Source organism: Photobacterium swingsii, assembly GCF_024346715.1.
GTDB classification, from domain to species: domain Bacteria; phylum Pseudomonadota; class Gammaproteobacteria; order Enterobacterales; family Vibrionaceae; genus Photobacterium; species Photobacterium swingsii.
The window spans coordinates 816998-836435 of sequence record NZ_AP024853.1; the positions used below are offsets into that span (position 1 = coordinate 816998).

14 protein-coding genes are annotated in these 19438 nt (G+C 43.2%); 8 read left to right on the plus strand and 6 right to left on the minus strand.

Going from position 1 to position 19438, the window contains the following annotated elements:
- Positions 1-9: 9 nt before the first annotated feature.
- Positions 10-1503, minus strand: coding sequence for a CoA-acylating methylmalonate-semialdehyde dehydrogenase (locus tag OCU77_RS21040; protein ID WP_107302739.1), 1494 nt, complete (start codon positions 1501-1503; stop codon positions 10-12).
- Between the two features lie 2 nt (positions 1504-1505).
- Entirely contained in the window at positions 1506-2822 is a 1317-nt protein-coding gene (locus tag OCU77_RS21045) for a thiolase family protein (protein ID WP_107302740.1), read from the minus strand.
- A 197-nt stretch (positions 2823-3019) separates the two neighbouring features.
- On the opposite strand from OCU77_RS21045, the gene OCU77_RS21050 reads away from it, so the two are divergent.
- The 6 genes from OCU77_RS21050 to OCU77_RS21075 all read left to right on the plus strand — a co-directional run bounded on the left by OCU77_RS21050 (position 3020) and on the right by OCU77_RS21075 (position 11394).
- Positions 3020-3385 (plus strand): MerR family transcriptional regulator, encoded by a 366-nt coding sequence (locus OCU77_RS21050; protein WP_048900528.1) that lies wholly within the window; start codon positions 3020-3022, stop codon positions 3383-3385.
- 55 nt (positions 3386-3440) lie between these two features.
- Positions 3441-4610, plus strand: coding sequence for an isovaleryl-CoA dehydrogenase (locus OCU77_RS21055; RefSeq protein WP_048900527.1), 1170 nt, complete (start codon positions 3441-3443; stop codon positions 4608-4610).
- A gap of 10 nt (positions 4611-4620) precedes the next feature.
- Positions 4621-6231 carry a carboxyl transferase domain-containing protein gene (locus OCU77_RS21060; RefSeq protein WP_107302741.1) on the plus strand — a complete coding sequence of 537 codons (1611 nt, stop codon included), beginning with the start codon at positions 4621-4623 and terminating at the stop codon, positions 6229-6231.
- A 12-nt stretch (positions 6232-6243) separates the two neighbouring features.
- Positions 6244-7104, plus strand: coding sequence for an enoyl-CoA hydratase-related protein (locus tag OCU77_RS21065; RefSeq protein ID WP_107302742.1), 861 nt, complete (start codon positions 6244-6246; stop codon positions 7102-7104).
- Positions 7097-7996 carry a hydroxymethylglutaryl-CoA lyase gene (locus tag OCU77_RS21070; RefSeq protein ID WP_107302743.1) on the plus strand — a complete coding sequence of 300 codons (900 nt, stop codon included), beginning with the start codon at positions 7097-7099 and terminating at the stop codon, positions 7994-7996. Before OCU77_RS21065 ends, OCU77_RS21070 begins: the two co-directional genes overlap by 8 nt.
- A 245-nt stretch (positions 7997-8241) precedes the next feature.
- The gene (locus OCU77_RS21075; protein WP_048900526.1) at positions 8242-11394 is read left to right on the plus strand and encodes a hypothetical protein; all 3153 of its coding nucleotides are present in this window, start codon (positions 8242-8244) and stop codon (positions 11392-11394) included.
- 135 nt (positions 11395-11529) lie between these two features.
- Here OCU77_RS21075 and OCU77_RS21080 read toward each other — a convergent pair whose 3' ends face one another.
- Positions 11530-11805 (minus strand): hypothetical protein, encoded by a 276-nt coding sequence (locus tag OCU77_RS21080; RefSeq protein ID WP_048900525.1) that lies wholly within the window; start codon positions 11803-11805, stop codon positions 11530-11532.
- 391 nt (positions 11806-12196) lie between these two features.
- On the opposite strand from OCU77_RS21080, the gene OCU77_RS21085 reads away from it, so the two are divergent.
- Complete coding sequence (locus OCU77_RS21085; protein WP_048900524.1) at positions 12197-13651, plus strand: HD-GYP domain-containing protein; 1455 nt, start codon at positions 12197-12199, stop codon at positions 13649-13651.
- Positions 13652-13680: 29 nt separating this feature from the next.
- Here OCU77_RS21085 and OCU77_RS21090 read toward each other — a convergent pair whose 3' ends face one another.
- Positions 13681-14862 carry an autotransporter outer membrane beta-barrel domain-containing protein gene (locus OCU77_RS21090; RefSeq protein WP_084711881.1) on the minus strand — a complete coding sequence of 394 codons (1182 nt, stop codon included), beginning with the start codon at positions 14860-14862 and terminating at the stop codon, positions 13681-13683.
- A gap of 470 nt (positions 14863-15332) precedes the next feature.
- Between OCU77_RS21090 and OCU77_RS21095 the strand changes: the two genes are divergently transcribed.
- Entirely contained in the window at positions 15333-16682 is a 1350-nt protein-coding gene (locus tag OCU77_RS21095; RefSeq protein WP_160314738.1) for a winged helix-turn-helix domain-containing protein, read from the plus strand.
- A 39-nt stretch (positions 16683-16721) separates the two neighbouring features.
- Here OCU77_RS21095 and OCU77_RS21100 read toward each other — a convergent pair whose 3' ends face one another.
- The gene (locus tag OCU77_RS21100; RefSeq protein WP_048900522.1) at positions 16722-17756 is read right to left on the minus strand and encodes an AbrB family transcriptional regulator; all 1035 of its coding nucleotides are present in this window, start codon (positions 17754-17756) and stop codon (positions 16722-16724) included.
- Positions 17757-18032: 276 nt separating this feature from the next.
- Positions 18033-19286: an SGNH/GDSL hydrolase family protein gene (locus OCU77_RS21105; protein WP_390624784.1), complete on the minus strand. Its 1254-nt coding sequence runs from the start codon at positions 19284-19286 to the stop codon at positions 18033-18035.
- Positions 19287-19438: the final 152 nt, after the last annotated feature.

Here is a 19438-nt window from a genome sequence, read left to right on the forward strand (position 1 = left end):
CAACGCGCACTATCGCAACTGAATCGTCATGTTCAACGCTGCTGGAATATCATCATCAAACCAGCGGGCGGTAACCGTTTTAGTTTCGGTATAAAAGCGAACGGCTTGCTTACCGTAAGCATGTAAATCACCATAGAAACTGCCACGCCAGCCCGTGAATGAAAAGAAAGGCAGTGGTACAGGAATAGGTACATTTATCCCTACTTGTCCCACTTGAATATGGTGTTGGTATTTACGTGCAGCCGCGCCACAAGCCGTAAAAATTGACGTACCGTTGCCGTAAGGGTTGGCATTAACTAAGGCAATAGCGTCTTCCAAATTATCAACAGTCATGCACAATAAAACAGGGCCAAAAATCTCTTGCTGATAAATCGCCATGTCCGTCGTTACACCGCTAAATAGGGTCGGTGCGAGCCAATTGCCTTGCTCAAACCCGTCGACGCTATAATCACGCCCATCAAGTTCACAAATCGCCCCCTGCTGCTTGCCTTGCTCGATCAGGTTAATAACGCGCAACTTTGCGGCCTCACTGATCAAAGGGCCATAGGCGGCTGATTCATCATCCCATACGCCAGGAGTCACTTTTGCCATCGCCGCTTTTAGATCAGGTAACCAGCTATTGGCTTCACCAACAAATACAGCGACAGAAATCGCCATACAGCGCTGCCCTGCCGCCCCGACCGATGCTCCTACCAAGTTATTAATGACTTGTTCCTTATTGGCATCAGGCATGATGACCATATGATTTTTAGCCCCAGCAAACGCTTGTACACGCTTAAAATGGGTAGTGGCCGTTTGGTAGATATATTGCGCGACAGGCACAGAGCCAACAAAAGACACGGTTTTAATATCAGGATGAGCAAGCAATTGATCAACTTGATCCTTTTGGCCATGAACAACTTGAAGCACACCTTTAGGCGCCCCCGCTTGTTCAAAGAGTTCAGCCAGTCGCATCGCTGTGAGCGGCACTTGTTCCGACGGTTTCAACACAAAGGTATTGCCACAGGCGATCGCCATTGGAAACATCCACAATGGGATCATGGCTGGAAAGTTAAAAGGGGTTATGCCGCTGCACACCCCTAACGGTTGGATGAGTGAATAACTGTCGATGTCCGTAGCAACATTCTCAACCGTTTCACCCATCATTAGGCTTGCGACATTGGCGGCTTGCTCAACCACTTCTATCCCGCGCCACACATCCCCTTTCGCATCTACCGTGGTTTTACCTGTTTCAAATGAAAGTAAATTCGCGAGTTCATCATGATGGGTTTTGAGTAGATGCTGATAATTGAGCATTAATCGCGCCCGTTCAGGCGTCGCAACTTCTTTCCACTCAAGAAACGCAGCTTGAGCATGGGCTATTGCGCGATCAATCTCAGCTTCAGTAGCACAAGGGAGTTGAGCGATAACGTCATTGGTCGCAGGGTTGGTGACATCAATCCATTGATTGGATTCAGATTGACGAAATTCGCCTTCAATATAAAGGGGGACTAACTGAGCCATAGTTATTTCCTCGCAGAGACCTCAATTGCGATCGCCGTTGCTTCACCACCACCAATACACAATGAAGCTATGCCATAAACCGCACGGTTTTCACCTTGGTTGATTAAGGTCTGTTGGTATTGTTTTAACGCATAAATTAACGATACAAGAATACGTGCACCACTCGCGCCAATTGGATGCCCTAACGCACAAGCACCGCCATTCACATTCACTTTATCGGCACTGATCCTAAGCTTATCGATTGCAATTTGAGTCACGACGGCAAACGCTTCATTGATCTCCCAGCGATCGATTTGATCAACCGACCACCCCAGTTTTTCCAATAACTGCTGACATGCAAAAGCAGGCGCTATCGTAAATTCATTTGGCGATCGAGCATGGCTCGCATGGCCGTGCATAAGAGCAAGTTCATGGTAATGCTGCTGATTTGCGGTCTCTGTATCCATTAAGATCAAGGCGGCTGCGCCATCTGATATCGCGCTCGAATTAGCCGCCGTCAGTGTGCCTTGCTTAGCAAACACTGGCTTGAGTTGCGCGATCTTATCGAGTTTAATTTCACTTGGATGTTCATCATCAGCCACTATATGGGGCTGGTGCGCATCGGGCATAACAATTGGGACAATTTCATCCATGAACATGCCATTGCCTTGAGCCTCAAGCGCGTGCTTAGCTGAGCGGATTGCCCACTCATCCATTTGCTCACGGGTAAAGCCATAATCATCCGCGGTCTGTTGCCCATAAACACCCATCAAATGTCCTTCAAACGCGTCTTGTAATCCATCGAAAAAAAGATGGTCGAGACTCGTTTGATGGCCAAGCCTAAAACCTTTCCGTGCGTTTTGTAGCAGGTATGGCGCATTGGTCATGCTTTCCATTCCCCCTGCAACAATGCAATGACTATCGCCTAACTGAATCTGATCGAACGCCAGCATGACGGTTTTCATGCCAGAGCCGCACACTTTATTGATTGTCGTGGCGGGTATCGCATTTGAAAGACCAGCATGTAATGCCGCCTGACGAGCTGGGGCTTGTCCACAGCCTGCGGTCAAAACGCAGCCCATCAGCACTTCATTTACAGGCAATTCATGAGCTGATTGATCATAGCTAGGCTGACCATGAGTAGAAGGGGCTCGACTCACGGGGTCATCGGGCATATCAGTGGAAATATCGGCATCAACGGCCTTAGAGGATAGTGCTTGCTCAAGCGCAGCCGCTATTGCCCAGCCGCCCAATTCAGGGGCAGACAATCCACTCAGTTCACCTTGGAAGCTACCCATCGGGGTGCGTTTAGCCGCGATGATTGAAATAGGTTTCGTCATGACATCGTCCTTTCGATTTCTTGACGTTTACGTAAGCATAGCACTAACATTTACGTTAACGTAAAGAAACAAATTGCAAACATTTGCAATCACACAGGTTCACGAAAGAGAGTGCCATCGAGTCTGTTTAGACAGGTTTTCACCAAAGCATATGCTAAGTGCAAGCCTGCTAAGCGATGGAATACAGGAGTGCTACTGTGGAAACCTTCAAAATCAGCGAACTGGCAAAAGAGTTCGATATTACAACGCGCAGCATTCGTTTTTATGAAGACATGGGTCTACTCGCTCCGACACGTAATGGCACCACGCGCATCTATCAACGACGTGACAAAATTCGCTTAAAGCTTATCCTGCGTGGTAAACGACTTGGCTTTTCACTGGCTGAAATTCGTGAGCTCTTTGATCTCTACGATACCGACCAAAGTGACAATCAACTTAACCAAATGCTGATCATTATTGATGAGAAACAAGCGGTTTTGCAGCAACAACTTAATGATATCAACGTTGTCATGAATGAGCTCACTGCGGCTCGCCAACGCTGCCTACAAGCGATGAATAAATAACAAATTCAATGACATTCCTCACTGCCCTAATACGGTATCAAACAGAGGGAACACCATGAACGATGCTTTCACATCACTCAACTTTGGCCTTGGGGAAACCAACGACATGTTACGTGAACATGTTGCTGGATTTGCCACCGATACCATAGCACCACTCGCTGCAGATATTGATCGTGATAATCAGTTTCCTGATCATCTTTGGTTAAAACTGGGCGAGATGGGGCTACTCGGCGTCACGGTTGACGAAGAATACGGTGGCGCAAGTATGGGATATGTCGCCCACGTAATTGCCATGGAAGAAATTAGCCGCGCATCCGCCTCGGTTGGGCTAAGTTATGGCGCCCACTCTAACCTTTGTGTGAACCAAATCTTTCGCAACGGTAACGAGGAACAGCGGGCCCGCCTATTACCAAAACTGATCGCTGGTGAACATGTTGGCGCATTAGCGATGAGTGAAGCCAATGCAGGCTCTGATGTTGTCAGCATGCAATTGAAAGCCGAGCAGCAAGGTAAAGACTACATACTCACTGGCAGTAAAATGTGGATCACCAATGGCCCAGATGCTGATGTGCTGGTGGTGTATGCCAAAACCGAACCGACCGCTGGCGCACACGGCATTACCGCTTTTATCATTGAGCGAAGGTTTGACGGTTTCAGCCATGCCCAGAAGCTCGACAAACTCGGGATGCGCGGCTCAAATACCTGTGAGTTAGTGTTTGATCATTGCCGTGTTCCTGCCGCCAATGTACTTGGCGAAGTAAACCAAGGCGTCAATATTTTAATGAGCGGCTTAGATTACGAGCGCGTAGTTTTAGCTGCAGGGCCATTGGGGATCATGCGTGCTTGCCTCGACCTAGTCATTCCCTATGTTCACGACCGCAAACAGTTTGGCCGCGCCATTGGCGAGTTCCAGTTGGTACAAGCCAAAGTCGCTGATATGTACACCCGCATGAATGCCGCCAGGAGTTATGTTTATACCGTCGCTGCTGCCTGCGATCGCGGTGAAACGACCCGCAAAGATGCAGCTGGCGTTATTTTATATAGCGCAGAACTCGCGACTCAAATCGCACTTGATGCCATTCAATTACTCGGCGGTAATGGTTATATCAACGAATTTCCAGCAGGTCGATTACTGCGCGATGCCAAACTGTATGAAATTGGCGCTGGTACATCGGAAATACGCCGCATGCTGATAGGCCGAGAATTATTTGACGAGTCTCGATAAGGAAACCGATATGGCGCTAATTCACACCAAGGTCGATCCTGATGATCCTCTTTACATCACCAACGATAAAGTAATGCGCGTAATGTTGGATAACCTAAACGCCAACCTTCGCCATATCGAAAAAGGCGGAGGAGACAAAGCGCAACAACGGCAAATTAGTAAAGGGAAACTTCCGGTGCGCCAGCGTATCAAAGCACTGCTCGACACCGACTCCGAGTTTCTAGAAATTGGCCAATTTGCGGCATGGCGGGTGTATGACCAATGTATTCCCTGCGCAGGCGTTGTCGCGGGAATAGGTACAGTTGAAGGCATTACCTGCATGGTGATCGCCAACGATCCCTCAGTAAAAGGTGGCACTTACTACCCACTCACAGTAAAGAAACACCTTCGCGCGCAAGAGATTGCAGAACGTTGCCACCTACCCTGTATTTATCTGGTTGATTCGGGTGGTGCTAACCTTCCTCATCAAGCTGAAGTATTTCCTGATCGCGATCACTTTGGCCGAATTTTTTATAATCAAGCCCGCATGTCTGCCAAAGGGATCCCACAAATCGCAGTCGTCCATGGCTTATGTACCGCAGGTGGCGCATATATTCCAGCTATGGCAGATGTCGCTATTATCATCAAACAACAAGGCACTATATTTCTCGCAGGGCCGCCATTAGTTAAGGCTGCAACAGGTGAAGTCGTTACTGCTGAAGCTCTTGGTGGCGCAGATGTTCATTGTATGAAATCGGGCGTTGCCGATTATTATGCTAATGATGAACACGACGCTCTGCGTTTAGCACGCCAAGCCATTCAAAGCAGCCATTCACCATCAGCGATAACTATGGGTTCCGCTGACACAGTTTCTCCACCCAAATACGATATTGAGCAGCTCTATGGAATAACCAGTACCGACCTGCGAAAACCTTTTGATATTCGAGAAATTATTGCGCGAGTGGTTGATGGCTCTGAATTTGATGAATTTAAAGCCCTTTATGGCAACACCCTGATTTGTGGTTTTGCCAACCTGCATGGTCATCCTGTTGGGATTGTCGCTAATAATGGCATTCTTTTTTCAGAGTCCGCTCAAAAAGGGACTCACTTCATTGAACTGTGCGCGAAACGAAAAATTCCGCTGATTTTCCTCCAAAACATAACGGGCTTTATGGTAGGCAGTCGCGCTGAAGCGAAAGGGATCGCCAAAGATGGTGCCAAAATGGTAATGGCTGTTGCGTGTGCCGATGTCCCCAAATTCACCGTTATCGTTGGGGGATCTTATGGCGCTGGGAACTATGGCATGTGTGGTCGGGCTTATAATCCCACCATGATGTGGATGTGGCCCAATGCCCGTATTTCAGTCATGGGTGGCGAGCAAGCTGCTGGTGTAATGGCACAAGTGACACGCGAGATAAAACAACGCAAAGGTGAAGCTTGGAGTGATGAGCAAGAAGCCAACTTTAAACAACCTATCATCGACCAATATGAGCAAGAGGGGCACCCCTACTATGCCAGTGCCAGGCTTTGGGATGACGGCATTATAGATCCAAAACAGACGCGTAATGTACTCAAACAAGCATTAAATGCAGTAGCGCATGCTCCGATCCCAGATAGCCAATTCGGCATATTCCGTATGTAGCGAGGCTTCTTGATGAATACCCAAACATCACCACTCAATACCGCTGTTATCGCGACCATTGACGACATTGGCGTTGCTTATCTTACGCTTAACCGTACTGATAAACATAATGCTTTTGATAGCCATATTATTGCTGACTTGATTGAGCAGCTGACTTTATTGAACAATTACCCAAACCTTCGCGCGCTAGTGCTACAAGCAAATGGCAAACACTTTTCTGCAGGGGCCGATTTGCAATGGATGCGATCCATGGCCAATAAAACTCCCGAAGAAAATCAAGATGATGCGGAGCTACTCGCCCAACTCATGCACATGCTAGATACTTTCCCCCACCCCACGCTGTGCCTAGTACAAGGTTGGGCATTTGGTGGGGCGCTAGGGCTGATTTGCTGTTGCGATATGGCAATCGCTACTCTTGACGCTCAGTTTTGCCTAAGTGAAGTGAAACTAGGGTTAATACCCGCCACTATAGGGCCTTATGTCATTCGCTCAATAGGTATACGCCAAGCACGCCGTTACATGCTTACTGCAGAAAAAATAACAAGCCAAGCTGCGCAAAGCCTTGGAGTGATCCACCTTTCAACAGCCAATATCGACAAAGCCCGCGACGAATGGCTTCAACAGATCCTCGCCAATGCCCCCATTGCCCTCACAGTCGCAAAAACTTTGTGTCACGCCTGTAACGCAGAACCTATTAATGATCAGCTACGCCAAACTACCAGCGAAATGATAGCAACATTGCGTGTATCACCAGAAGGACAAGAAGGGCTTAATGCCTTTTTCGAGAAACGCACTCCAAGCTGGCAACAACAGCTTAAGTTGTCCAGTGAACTGAAAACGAAAGAATTAAATAAGGGGAACAACCATGAGTGATTACCCAGACCGTGTTCATATTGCAGAAATGGGGCCAAGGGATGGCTTGCAAAATGAGCCCTTGGTAAGCACTCAAGCAAAAATCGACCTCATTAATACATTATCCCAAAGCGGACTGACCCATATAGAGTCTGGCGCTTTTGTTTCACCCAAACGTGTTCCTCAAATGGCAGATTCAGCAGAAGTACTCACCCATATCCTTCGTCATTCAAATGTCACTTACTCAGCCTTAACCCCAAACCTGCAAGGCTATAACCAAGCAAAGGCTAATCATGCTGATCAGGGAGCGATATTCACTTCAGCTTCTGAAGGCTTTTGCCAATCCAATATCCATTGCTCCATATCAGAAAGCCTAGAACGTTTTATCCCTGTGATGGAGCAAGCAAAGCAAGACGGCATTAAAGTCCGTGGTTACCTTTCTTGTGTTATTGACTGCCCCTACGATGGTGCAACCTCGCCACAGCAAGTGGCAAAAATAGCACAAGCACTCTTGCAGCTTGGCTGTTATGAAATATCACTGGGTGACACTATAGGCACAGGTACTCCCGTCGCAATCCAACGCATGCTAGATGCCGTTCTTAATGTCATACCTCGCCACCAAGTCGCGGTGCACTTCCATAACACTTGGGGGCAAGCATTAGTCAATGTGCATCAAGCACTTACTATGGGTGTGGCGACCATTGATTCAAGTGTAGCGGGATTAGGTGGTTGCCCGTATGCCCCCGGAGCAAGCGGTAATGTCGCAACAGAAGATGTTCTATATTTATGCCAAGGACTAGGCATAGAAACAGGTGTGGATTTAGAAATGGTGGCAAAAGCTGGGTGGGATATTTGTAGAGAATTAGATGTATCCCCTCTATCAAATACCTCTTTAGCATTATTAAGCAAATAGAATTAAATAATGCCCTAATAACTGAATAAAAGTCATAAAGTAACGATAGTTTTATAAATACCAAAACAACCATACATAATGCACCTATTAATATTACCACTTATCTATAAATAAATAGTAATAATAGCGGTATACCCATTGAGAATACTTACATTTTGTAATAAATTCACCATCCAATAAGAACACTGTTCAAATGTTACATCCAATTCTAAATACACAACGATTCCACAACATAAATTTATTCTATGAAATATAAAACACTTGCAGTACTAATAACCACCAGCCTTACCCTTAGCGGCTGTGGTGGTGGAGGCGGTGATGAAACAACATCACCATCAGTTACACCAGAGCCAACGAAACCAACCACAACCCTACCTACACCCGATGCTAAGCCATCCAAACAGCCTCGGATGCAACTCAATGTTAAAGACGTTGAGATCACCTATGGTGAAAAAAGTGACATTACACTTTTGATCCAAAACCAAATGGGAAGCCTGAACTACGAACTAGTGAGTACAGAGGGTAATAATGTTGCTGAGCTTGATCCTTCATCAAATACATTATCTATACTTAATGCAGGTAAACTTACCTATAAAGTAACTGACACAAGTGATGACTACCAAACTTCTAGCTCGACCTTTACTGTTAAAGTTAAAAAGGCACAAGCACCTACCCCATTATTAAAAGAAGTCATCCTTGATCAAAAAGATACATCGAGATATTTTACAGTTGATAATTCTCGCGGAAACTTAAGCATAGAGCTTGATTCTGGATCCAGTACACTTGTTGATCTTCAATATGTAGGTGGTTATAGATTTGCAATCACCCCTAGAAATCCAGGCGTTGCTACTGGGTTTATTGTTGATGCAGGTAACCAAAACTACGCAGGCTACAAAATCCCATTTAAGATAGATATTAAAAAAGCTATTACTAACAACTTCTCTGATATAGAAATGAAGTTTGGTGCACAACCACTTCATCAAACGTTAAGTAGTGAAGCCACTTACACATTCCAGGCAAATGATCCTGAAATTATTAGCATCGATCAGGCATCTGGTACTATCCAAGCTCTAAAAGTGGGTAGAACTTATGTTGACGTTACTTATAAATCTATCCATTCAAACCAAGCAGCAATCCATGATGGTTTTTATGTCAATATTGTAAAAGGTGATCGTCCTACTACTTTTCACGCAACAATGGCACAAGAACTTCCTTACTCGACACTTAGCCAGCAACCTAAACTACATCTGACAAATCAAACTGGTAAGTTAAGCTACGAGCTTGTATCTGGTAATAGCATCAGAAACTTCAGCAACACTAATGGCTCTTTCCTAACAACCGGGTTGGGTACAGTTGAAATAAAAGTAACAGACAAGAGTGACAACTATGTCGATGCATCTGATCTCATCACCTTTGAGGTAGTGAAAGCAGATCATCCATCTTTGGCACCTCAGGTGACTAATTACACTTACTCAACCTCTGAGCATTCTGTCACGATTCCTGGCCAGAAAGGCACATTACAACTCAAGCCTCTAGATACCAGCATCTTACGTGTAAATGGTAATAAGCTTACAAGCTTGAAAGCAGGTACAACGACTGTTGAAGTTACAGACACATCTGATTTTTACAAAACTGCCACAACAACATTAACTGTTAATGTTGAACATGCAAACCGCAGTACATTTTCAGTTAAGCCGATCAATCAGAAATATTCCGCAAACTCAATTAAATTTACGGATCTGTACGACTACTCAGAAAATAGTGCAGCTGTAATGACGGCACCAATTATTAACATAAAAGCTAATACCGATGGCGCTGTTTCATTAAACCAAAGCAATAAAACGATAAAGATTAATAAAGCTGGTTCAGCAACACTGGAGCTATATTGGCCACAAGATAACCAATATAAAGAATCAGACAAAAAAACTGTTGAGATAAATATCACACCAGCAGATAACCGCTTAAAACTTGCAACACGCTCAGTATCAGCAACCTACCAAATTGATACAAAAACGATTGCTGCACCTAAAGTTGAAGGTAAAAAAGGTACGGTTACCTACCGTATAAAAAGTGGCAGCCCAAAAGATGTTGTCAGCATTAACAGCTCATCAGGTCTGATGACAGTTAACAATGCGGGTAATACAACCATTGAAGTTATCGACAGTGGCAATGAAAACTTTGCTGAGTCTAAAACAACTTTTACAGCTACTGTTCATCCAGCTAAAGCTGATTTAGTTGTTGAATATCCATCAGAGATCGCTCTTGGTGGTGATAAATTCATTCACCCTAAAATTTCACGTAATTTATGGACGCTTAACTTCACCATTGATAATACTTCAGTTGCCGAAGTAACCAATAGCTCAAACGGTTACATCGAATTAAAGTCTCCAGGCAATGTATATATTTCTTATAATGGTAGCTCTCGCAACTACCAAGCTGTACGTGGGCAAATCTACCTTAAAGTGCTAAAAGAAGTGCACCCTGGTATTAAGGTGGAAAATCTTGATGTGTATTACACCCCATTAGAGCAAAAGAAATCGGTAAAAGTGACGTCTCAGCAATACGGTGCAAGAACCTTTATCCAATCAGGATCACCGGGCTCGCGTTATAGTTATAACTTCAACACTCGTTTAGGCACTATTTCTGACATTCAAGATTATCCATTTTCTATTGGCTTTGCAGTCACAGAAAGTGAAAGTCAAAAGTATCAAGCTGCAATAAATGGATCTGAGCAAGCAGATCAAGGTGTTATTCGCATTAACTCTCCACAAGCAGGTGCTTCAGATAAAGATTACACACTAACATTTTCTAGCAGTAACCAGTCTCAAGTGATTGAAAGTGAACTCAATAGCCCCCGTTATAGTCAGCTATTACGAAGTTCGTTGTATTTAAAAGGTTATAACAGCTATTACTTACCAACACAGACTGAATTGGCAACATACGGTAATGGGATTTATACCGTTCTAAAAGTCAAACCAGTTGACAACGATGACATCAGAGCAAGAAAAGCTGTTCGTGTTGTAATTAACCGTTATGATGGTTGTAAATCAACTTACTCTGATAGCAGTGCATTAATGCCAGATATGGCGATCAACTTTGATACTGATGGACAAAACGACTGTAAAACAGAAGGAGAACGAGCCAACTATTTTACTAAGTTTACTCTACTAGATAGCCGCCTACTAACATCTGGTGAGTGGGAATTAGTCAATCCACTTGTTATCTACCGCGAAGGTAAGCGCGAGTTTATTGATACCCCAACAGGTGGTTCATATGTTCAATACCATAAACTAGATGCAGATAAAAAAGGGTACCTAGAGTCCATCAATGCGGATGCTCAAAGTAAAATTCGTAAAGTCTATGAATGGAATACAGTTAACCTAAGGTTTAGCATCTAGATTTAACACTTAATCCATAAAATTAAAAGCCGAGTATGAGTTACTACTCGGCTTTTCCATATCTAGCTCCATCAAAAAAGGCGGTAACTGGGAGTACCGCCAAGAGCCAAGATGTCGCTATGTTATTCAGCCTTGTTAATCAGAACGTAAACAGCGCTGTTCTGATTCAAGTTCAGTGGCTGCTCGCCACAGTTTTTGTTCTCGATGTTGGTGTTTATCTAATGTTTGATGGATGCCCTCTACTGCTAGTTCATCCATTGGACCTATGTACTGCTCGGCATGACTTGAGAAAATAGTCCTAAACTCCTCCATGGTAGGAAGGCGGTTATTCTCCTCCTCAAAACTATCAAATATATCTGTAACCGTTATTGATATGTCACGCTTGATACCATCATGATCTGAACTATCCATATTAACCTCAGCGATAAATCCATCGACACCAAGTGAAGTAAGCCTTTGATCTACAATCTTTTCAGCACACTATAAATAAAGGCTTATACAGTTTGGTAGTACCTTTTTGTAGATGCCAACCATAAAAACATAGACTTGCGTGTATGCTTTTTTTTGTTAAAGGTAAGTGTAGTTGAATGTACCCACCTTCAAACAATAATGTGGAATTTATTGGGCAAAATGCCACAAGAATGACACGACAGCATTAGCCAAGTCCGATATGACGCTTCCCTAGCCTCCATTCAGCCCAGACCTCGCCAGTTAGACAATAGTACTTAAAAGGCGTTTATTGCATGCATTCAGGTTAACATTTCGTTAAACTGCCCCGCTTTCATACTAATAACAATCAACAATGAATAAAGAACAGCAGCTTACAGCACGGACAGCGCTCCACTACACACTTGCAGCAGGTCTTTTTAGCTTATACGGTGAACGAGTGTGCCCATTCCTTGACTCCCTTTCAGGTTGGCAAACAGGCTTTTACGCATTTGTAACATTTAGTGCCATGTTTTTATTTCGCTCACATTGGCTAAAGGATGATGACAGCCTACGTTGCGTGACTAAAAATATGATCATTTTTTCTGCTGGTGCCATAGGTCTATCGCTGTGGTACCGCATTTTCCATGACTTTCCTGTCGAAAGTGGCTTAAAAGTGCTCTTTGGTATCGCAAGCCTTGGCGTATTGATCAGCTTAGATCTTTCTCTTTACGGGCAAATCATCCACTATCCGAAACAAATTGATGTTGCGCAGTTGGCTAGCATTCGCAGCTATCGCCACTCACTCGCCTTCAAAATGGCCGCAACCGTTATATTTGTTGTGGCTTTACTTACAGTGGTACTAAGCCTACTCATGTTTAAAGATGTACATTGGCTTGTTGAAAATATTGCGATTACCGGTCCCCATGCAGCCATTATTAGCATCGTAAAAGAGTTTGTTTATGTAGCCATGGTATTAGTGGGCTACACCATTTCCATCATGTATCAATGGTTAAAACTATTACGTTTACTTTTAGTTAGCCAACAACAGGTATTACAGCAAGCCGCTCAAGGTAACTTATCAGTTCGGGTTCCTGTCGTTCTACATGGCGAAATGGGTGAAATTGCGCACTATACCAACCAAATGTTGATCCGATTAGAGCAGAGTTATAACGAAATCAACCTAACCCGAGACGTTGCTATTGTGGGCCTATCGGCGCTGGCAGAGTCCAGAGATAATGAAACCGGGGCACATATTCTACGCACACAAGAATACGTTCGTGCACTCGCTAACAAGTTAAAGCATCACGATAATTTTCGTGATTATTTAACTCAAGAACGCATTGAACTACTCTATAAATCAGCTCCGCTTCACGATATCGGAAAAGTCGGTATCCCCGATGCTATTTTGCTGAAACCAGGCAAGTTAACAGACAATGAGTTTGAAATAATGAAGACGCATGCCGCAATAGGTGCAGAAGCATTAGCGACAGCTGAAAAGCAAATAGGGAGCTCCAGTTTCTTAACGCTAGCTCGAGAGATAGCCCTTACCCACCATGAAAAGTGGGACGGCAGTGGTTACCCTTCTGGGTTGAGCGCAGATGACATCCCACTTTCTGGCCGTCTGATGGCATTAGCTGATGTTTACGATGCCTTAATTTCAGAGCGCGTGTACAAGCCAGCTTTTAGCCATGAGAAAGCCAGAAACATTATACTGCAAGGGAAAGGAACGCATTTCGATCCACTTGTCGTCGAGGCATTTATAGCTTGTGAAAGTGAATTCATTTTGATCGCGCAAAACTATCAAGATCGTATGCTTATCGCAGCTTAACCGTATAATCATCATGCTTGGTATTCATGCTATTTAAGTTGAAAGCGGATACCAAGCGTGAAGCGCTGTGCATCCAGTTCATCTAAACCAACCAATGAACTGGCTTCTACATATCCATACCAATCTTCGTTAAATCGACCAGCCATTCCTACATGTACGCGGCCAAAAACCTTATCGTCTGACTTAACCACTATAGGTAACGATGACCCATACTGCTCTGTTTGCAGTTGGCTAATGATTTTTTGTCCACCATTATCAAAATCATAATGTACATAGCCACGTACATAAGGCTGGAATAATCCGACACTGGTGCGGAAAGGATAAGTAAAACTCGCACCTAAAATCAGCATACTTGAACCCAACGCATTCACGTCTTCAACCGTCGATAGCAGATAATTCGAATTGCCACGCGAAGGGCGTTCAGTGTAACGGTCGGTATCAGAGAGTATATGTTGCAGTGAACTTTCAAGTGCAATATCCCAATACTGGTGGCTAATTAAATAACCCGCGCCTAATGAAAACACCCAGACATCTGAATCTGCTTTTTCTTGTTGAGAAAAAACACTGTTATCTAAGCTAGATACTCGACGTTCGATATCCGTATCAACCACGGCATAACTTGCACTAAAATCAATATACCAGTCGTCATGAAAGTAACTGAAATAGCCTGATGCAACTAATGCATCAATTTCAACATCATTCTGATTCGCATCCCCTTGGTAGTATGGCAATCCTAGCGCAACACCAAATAAATAATGCTCATTCAGTAGATAGTCCCCTCCTAATGTCACCGTGTAACCGTCTTCGAATTGCACATTGGTGGAGGACTGATTGGGGCGGACATCTTGATCAATGCGCACATAGGCACCAAGTCGAGACTGTTCTTTACGCCCATAGCCACCATCACTGTACAACACAGCTTTTGATAAGTTTGTCGATTGATAAGTCGATGGAAATAGAGAGGACGTATCGCTAGGTAAAAGTGAATTATTAATGTTACCTGATCGACTGTAGAGCGAAGATGTTGAGTGTTGGGCACTCGGTTGATATTCATCATGCCGAAAGTCTGCAACCGCACCTTTTAACCCTAACGAAATTGCCTTATAGACACTTTCAGTCATACTCGTATCATCCTCTGCGGCGACCCCCATTGTGTACAGGGTACAACACCATGCTAATGGTACACGCAGGTATACACTGTGAAAGTTCATATTCGCGCCCCTAAAAAGACTTCAACTCACATTGAATTTTTTTGCACTCTTTGGTGCATATATATCGAACTACTTCAACAATCTAAGATGTGATCGAGCCTATTAGGTACATCTTAATGTTCACCTTCATGTGAAAATATTAACTGCAAAAGTAACATATTAAGCATAGTCTCAGCCCTACAAACTCGCCTGCCAGCATCAACAACAGCCCCGAATAGCCGTCTCGTTTTGGCGACATATGATGTCAAGGCGCTGAATTACAAAGTCAAAAATCTCTGAATATTTTTGCCCTTAAACGAAGCGATGAAGACAACTTTTGATTCATTAATGATAACATTACACAAATGTAGGTTTGATGTGGTATCATATTCACAAGATGTTTATTCAAGGCTCTCATTATTCATATTTTGCATGATGAGCTTATCCTTGCATTTTCCATCAAACCTTAACGTGACAAGAATATGAATCACATGCTTGATAAAGAACCAGAAATTTATAATTACCAAGTAGGTGCTGAGTTTGTTTATGTTTGCTCAACACGCACTCTCTCTACATCAAAGCAAGAAGTAAGCCTAAATCGCGCTGAGCGAGAAGTTTTACATTGCTTAATCACAAATGCTCACAGAGTGGTGTCTTTCGATGAATTGCTACTTGCAGGGTGGCCACATAAAACTGTGTCGCGCACCTCGCTATTTCAGACGATTCGCAACCTGCGTATAAAATTAAGAGAAACAGAAAAAGGCGAATTCATTGCGCTTATATCTAGCGTGGGCTATCAGATCGAAGCAACTAAAGCTGCTATAAATACCACAGAGCCCAATGTAGGCTCCCCAGATCCGCTCCCTTCAAATAACAAAATAAAACGATTGCTGGGTAGCTTTCTGAGCTTAACCTTACTGATCGCTATGCTTGTTGTATATTCAACGTGGAATAATAAATCTGAAGCCAATTATTTTTATCATGTCAGCCATAACAAAGATAACAGCAGTATTGTTTATCTCACAAAGTCGCAAGATAAATTGGATTTCATAGAGAGCAATAGCAATGCATACATAACACCAATGGCATTGGGGCAGCGTTTATTCTTTATCACGAAAATGGATGATAGCTACTCTATTGCTTACTGTGACAAAAATGATATTGGCCTGTGTATTCCATCAACAGCAAAAGCGATATCTTTTAGTCACACTGACATCAATTTATTTTGGCAAGAATTAGCAAAAAAAAGAACGGCATCGGACTTAAGCGTGCCACTGCTCTATGATGAGAAGAATATCCAAAATGCCGCTAAGTCGTACAACTTGTATATCGATAATGGGAAATTCATCCCAAACCTCAATCAGTATTACTTTCAAAAAACTAGCCCTCTGAATTGGCGTTATACTGCTGTATATTATCGAAAATTCAACAATAAAGGTCGATTCACCCCGCTCGCATTTAATGGCGGCGACGTTACTTTATCAGCAACAGATAAAGCGCCTTTTATTGCAAAAGCCGTTGCCCATTCAACCTGCACACATACTTTTTTAACTAATAATGAAATCGAAGAGTTAAGTGATGGCCCAGCTGGACAATTAGAAAAACGTATAAATAATGACTACAACAATGATTCAAACGCACTGGCTTATATATTGTTTCGCCAGAATGGACTTATCTTGTGGTATACCGAATTGGATGGTTTCTTCTGGTTCAATAAAGACCAAATAATGGAGTCCGAAGTTGCGTCTTTAGCCGAGTTTGAAGGCTGTAAAGATTACTTAGCACTTGGAGTATGTCGATATGCGCACGTCAATACTCAAGACCAATCAAGTAATGGCTAACATTTACGGTTATTCGGCGCTGCGTATTTCATATCGATCTTATTTTCGATTTTCAGCACTTCGCCTTGTTTTTAACGCCAGTAAAAATGCAGGTAACGAATGTAAAAGCATCAGACGAAGAATATGATTAAGCATCACAAAGCCGGGCTCTAAGCCCAGTAATAAAGCAGTGACTGTCATCGCCTCAATACTGCCAGGAACCCAAGACATCACCAAAACTAAATACGGCAAATCCAGTAAGGTACTAAATACACCAGCAATCACTAAGGTGACTATCAAGCCAAGTGCGGTAATAAACACCCCAGCCTTTAGATACGCCAGTGTTTCTTGCAGCGTAACCAACTTAATGCGAATACCAACAAGTGCGCCCAGTAAAGCCATCGCAATCGACACCAAGATATCAGGCATCGCAATTGGCATTGCTGGCACTACAGTATTGCCACCAGCGGTTACCAATAGACCCGTAATCATAAAGGGCGCAGGTATCCCCAAACGTTCCAACATAATACCCAAGCCAATCGCGGCTAATACTGCTACAGCCAGCCCTAAAGGATTCGTCTGCAAAAAATTTTCAATATAAGAAGATGAAGCAGCGACGGCTTGCGTCTCTGCTGTGTATGCAATAATTGACGCTAAAACCATCAAGGAAACTAAGCGTACCGTATGAGTAAAAATGACCTTTTGAGAGGGGGACTCTTGGCTATTAGTTATCACCAAAATTGCGGCCATCGCACCAGGTACAGCACCTAATAAACTATCGTTTTTCGACCATTGTTCTATTCGAGTTAACCAGCAATACCCCACGAGCGTTTGTATTGTCATGCAAGTTATCAATCCGAATAACACACCAAGTGATAAATGGCTTTGCCACTCCCCTGTTTTCACGAGGCTACCAACACTGATGCCAAGAACTATTTGAATAAACGTTAATACATGATGATGTAAAGACATCGAGTGGTGGTACTTGCTCGCAAGCAGCACCAAGAGCATAGCCCCAAACATCTCCCCCATAGGAAGCAATAACAGCGTGCCAAGCATTGCCCCGAAAGCTGTATAAAATAAGGTTATAAGCACACATCTATCCTTGTCGTAATGCCAATCCTAATATCCGTTCAATCGCTACGTGACTACCTCGATTCCTTTTGGGTAGGTTTAACCTATAACTCAATGATAAGAATATCAAAACGGAAGCCAATTTACGCAACCGGTATCACATAGTACAACCTAACCACATACGCCTTCACCTGCGCCCCAATCCAACCAATAACAGATTGGTGCAGTGAAAGCTCCATAGAAACAAAAGGAGGAACTTACGTTCCCCCTTTCCATCCGTTGTTTGACTAATACTTACTACTTAAAGTTAAAATATTTAAAAACAGATTGTTCAACCTGCTCTGCAATCACTTTATGCGCTTGAGTTGTAGGATGTGTAACACCCCAGAAAACATAGCTATCAGAACCGTAACTTGCACAATCATTCGTTAAAGAATGGCTTATCAAATAATCGAATGACGAACTGCGATTAATATTCATACAAGCATCTTGCGCATTTCTAAAACCATATTGTGCAGGATCTTTCGTTAAATTCTCAAACAAAGTGCTGGTGTCATACAGTGTAATATTGACACCCTGCATGCGGAATAACATGACCTCTTGAGCAACAAACTGGTTAAACGCGGTGATTTTAGCCTTAATCACTTTCGCTTCTTCTGGATCGCTGTATTTAAATTGTGGCGCTTTGGTTGCATCAGGTAAATTTAACACCACAATATTGTTTGCACCGTTAGCAATTAGCTTCTTCAACGCACGGTCAAAATCATTACTTACATCGCTAACACTTCGGTTGTAATTCACAAAATCATTCAAACCAAACTCAATCGTGAATAGGCTGTTTTGTGGATTATAGTTCTTAGCCATTTTCATATAGGTTAAATAAGAATCAACCTGATCATGAATACCAGACAAAGCAACATATTTTGTTGTACCCGCAGCACCACCCACAGCCCATGTATATAGTGGAAGATCCTTCGCTTCAGCTAAATATTCAGTCCATACAAAACCATTTGAAAAGTGGCCCAAGAACCATGAGTTGCGATTAGGAAAGATCCATTGAGAGCCATTATATAAATTGCCCGTATCTGAAATACTGTCACCAAAACTAATGATTTTATTAATATGGCCAGATTTTGCTGTCTTGTCATTCGTCCAAACTGAGTGGTTATAAGACATGCGGGTATCGGCGGCGAAATACGTCATATCAGCCGTCTCATGTGACATACCTACAGTACTGTCACAACGCGCTTTAATTTCAGACTGCGGGATATCGGTATAAAACATGTTTTTAAATGAGACAGAAGAGTACCAATAACCAGGAAGCGTAAAGTAATCGCCATTTTCATCTAATGCCCACTTCCATGTTGTTGCAACGTCATCATGAGTTGTACTCGGGCGATACCAACACTTTACATAAGTATACGTTTCAGCACCTTGAACGCTTTGAACTTGCGCATAAGAAATACTTTCCGGCGTAACAAGAGCATCACTTGCTGTTGCCCCTGTTGCTGTTAGCGCGGTAGTAAAAAAGAAAGTTAGCGGTAATATCATTTTCTTCATAAATAGACTCGCATCATAATTTTGCCACAATGGATTACGCAATGAATTAAACTGTCTAAAGGTGTCAGGGAGACTGAATCACCTTAGATAGCATTGCACTATATTGCTTATAGCGACTATTTTCTGTTGATAATAATAATTAA

Bases quoted from the DNA above. Each gene is read 5' to 3' on its own strand.
- OCU77_RS21040 (WP_107302739.1), bottom strand. From the start codon at position 1,503: ATGGCTCAGTTAGTCCCCCTTTATATTGAAGGCGAATTTCGTCAATCT.
- OCU77_RS21045 (WP_107302740.1), bottom strand. From the start codon at position 2,822: ATGACGAAACCTATTTCAATCATCGCGGCTAAACGCACCCCGATGGGT.
- OCU77_RS21055 (WP_048900527.1), top strand. From the start codon at position 3,441: ATGAACGATGCTTTCACATCACTCAACTTTGGCCTTGGGGAAACCAAC.
- OCU77_RS21060 (WP_107302741.1), top strand. From the start codon at position 4,621: ATGGCGCTAATTCACACCAAGGTCGATCCTGATGATCCTCTTTACATC.
- OCU77_RS21065 (WP_107302742.1), top strand. From the start codon at position 6,244: ATGAATACCCAAACATCACCACTCAATACCGCTGTTATCGCGACCATT.
- OCU77_RS21070 (WP_107302743.1), top strand. From the start codon at position 7,097: ATGAGTGATTACCCAGACCGTGTTCATATTGCAGAAATGGGGCCAAGG.
- OCU77_RS21075 (WP_048900526.1), top strand. From the start codon at position 8,242: ATGAAATATAAAACACTTGCAGTACTAATAACCACCAGCCTTACCCTT.
- OCU77_RS21080 (WP_048900525.1), bottom strand. From the start codon at position 11,805: ATGGATAGTTCAGATCATGATGGTATCAAGCGTGACATATCAATAACG.
- OCU77_RS21085 (WP_048900524.1), top strand. From the start codon at position 12,197: ATGAATAAAGAACAGCAGCTTACAGCACGGACAGCGCTCCACTACACA.
- OCU77_RS21090 (WP_084711881.1), bottom strand. From the start codon at position 14,862: ATGAACTTTCACAGTGTATACCTGCGTGTACCATTAGCATGGTGTTGT.
- OCU77_RS21095 (WP_160314738.1), top strand. From the start codon at position 15,333: ATGCTTGATAAAGAACCAGAAATTTATAATTACCAAGTAGGTGCTGAG.
- OCU77_RS21105 (WP_390624784.1), bottom strand. From the start codon at position 19,286: ATGATATTACCGCTAACTTTCTTTTTTACTACCGCGCTAACAGCAACA.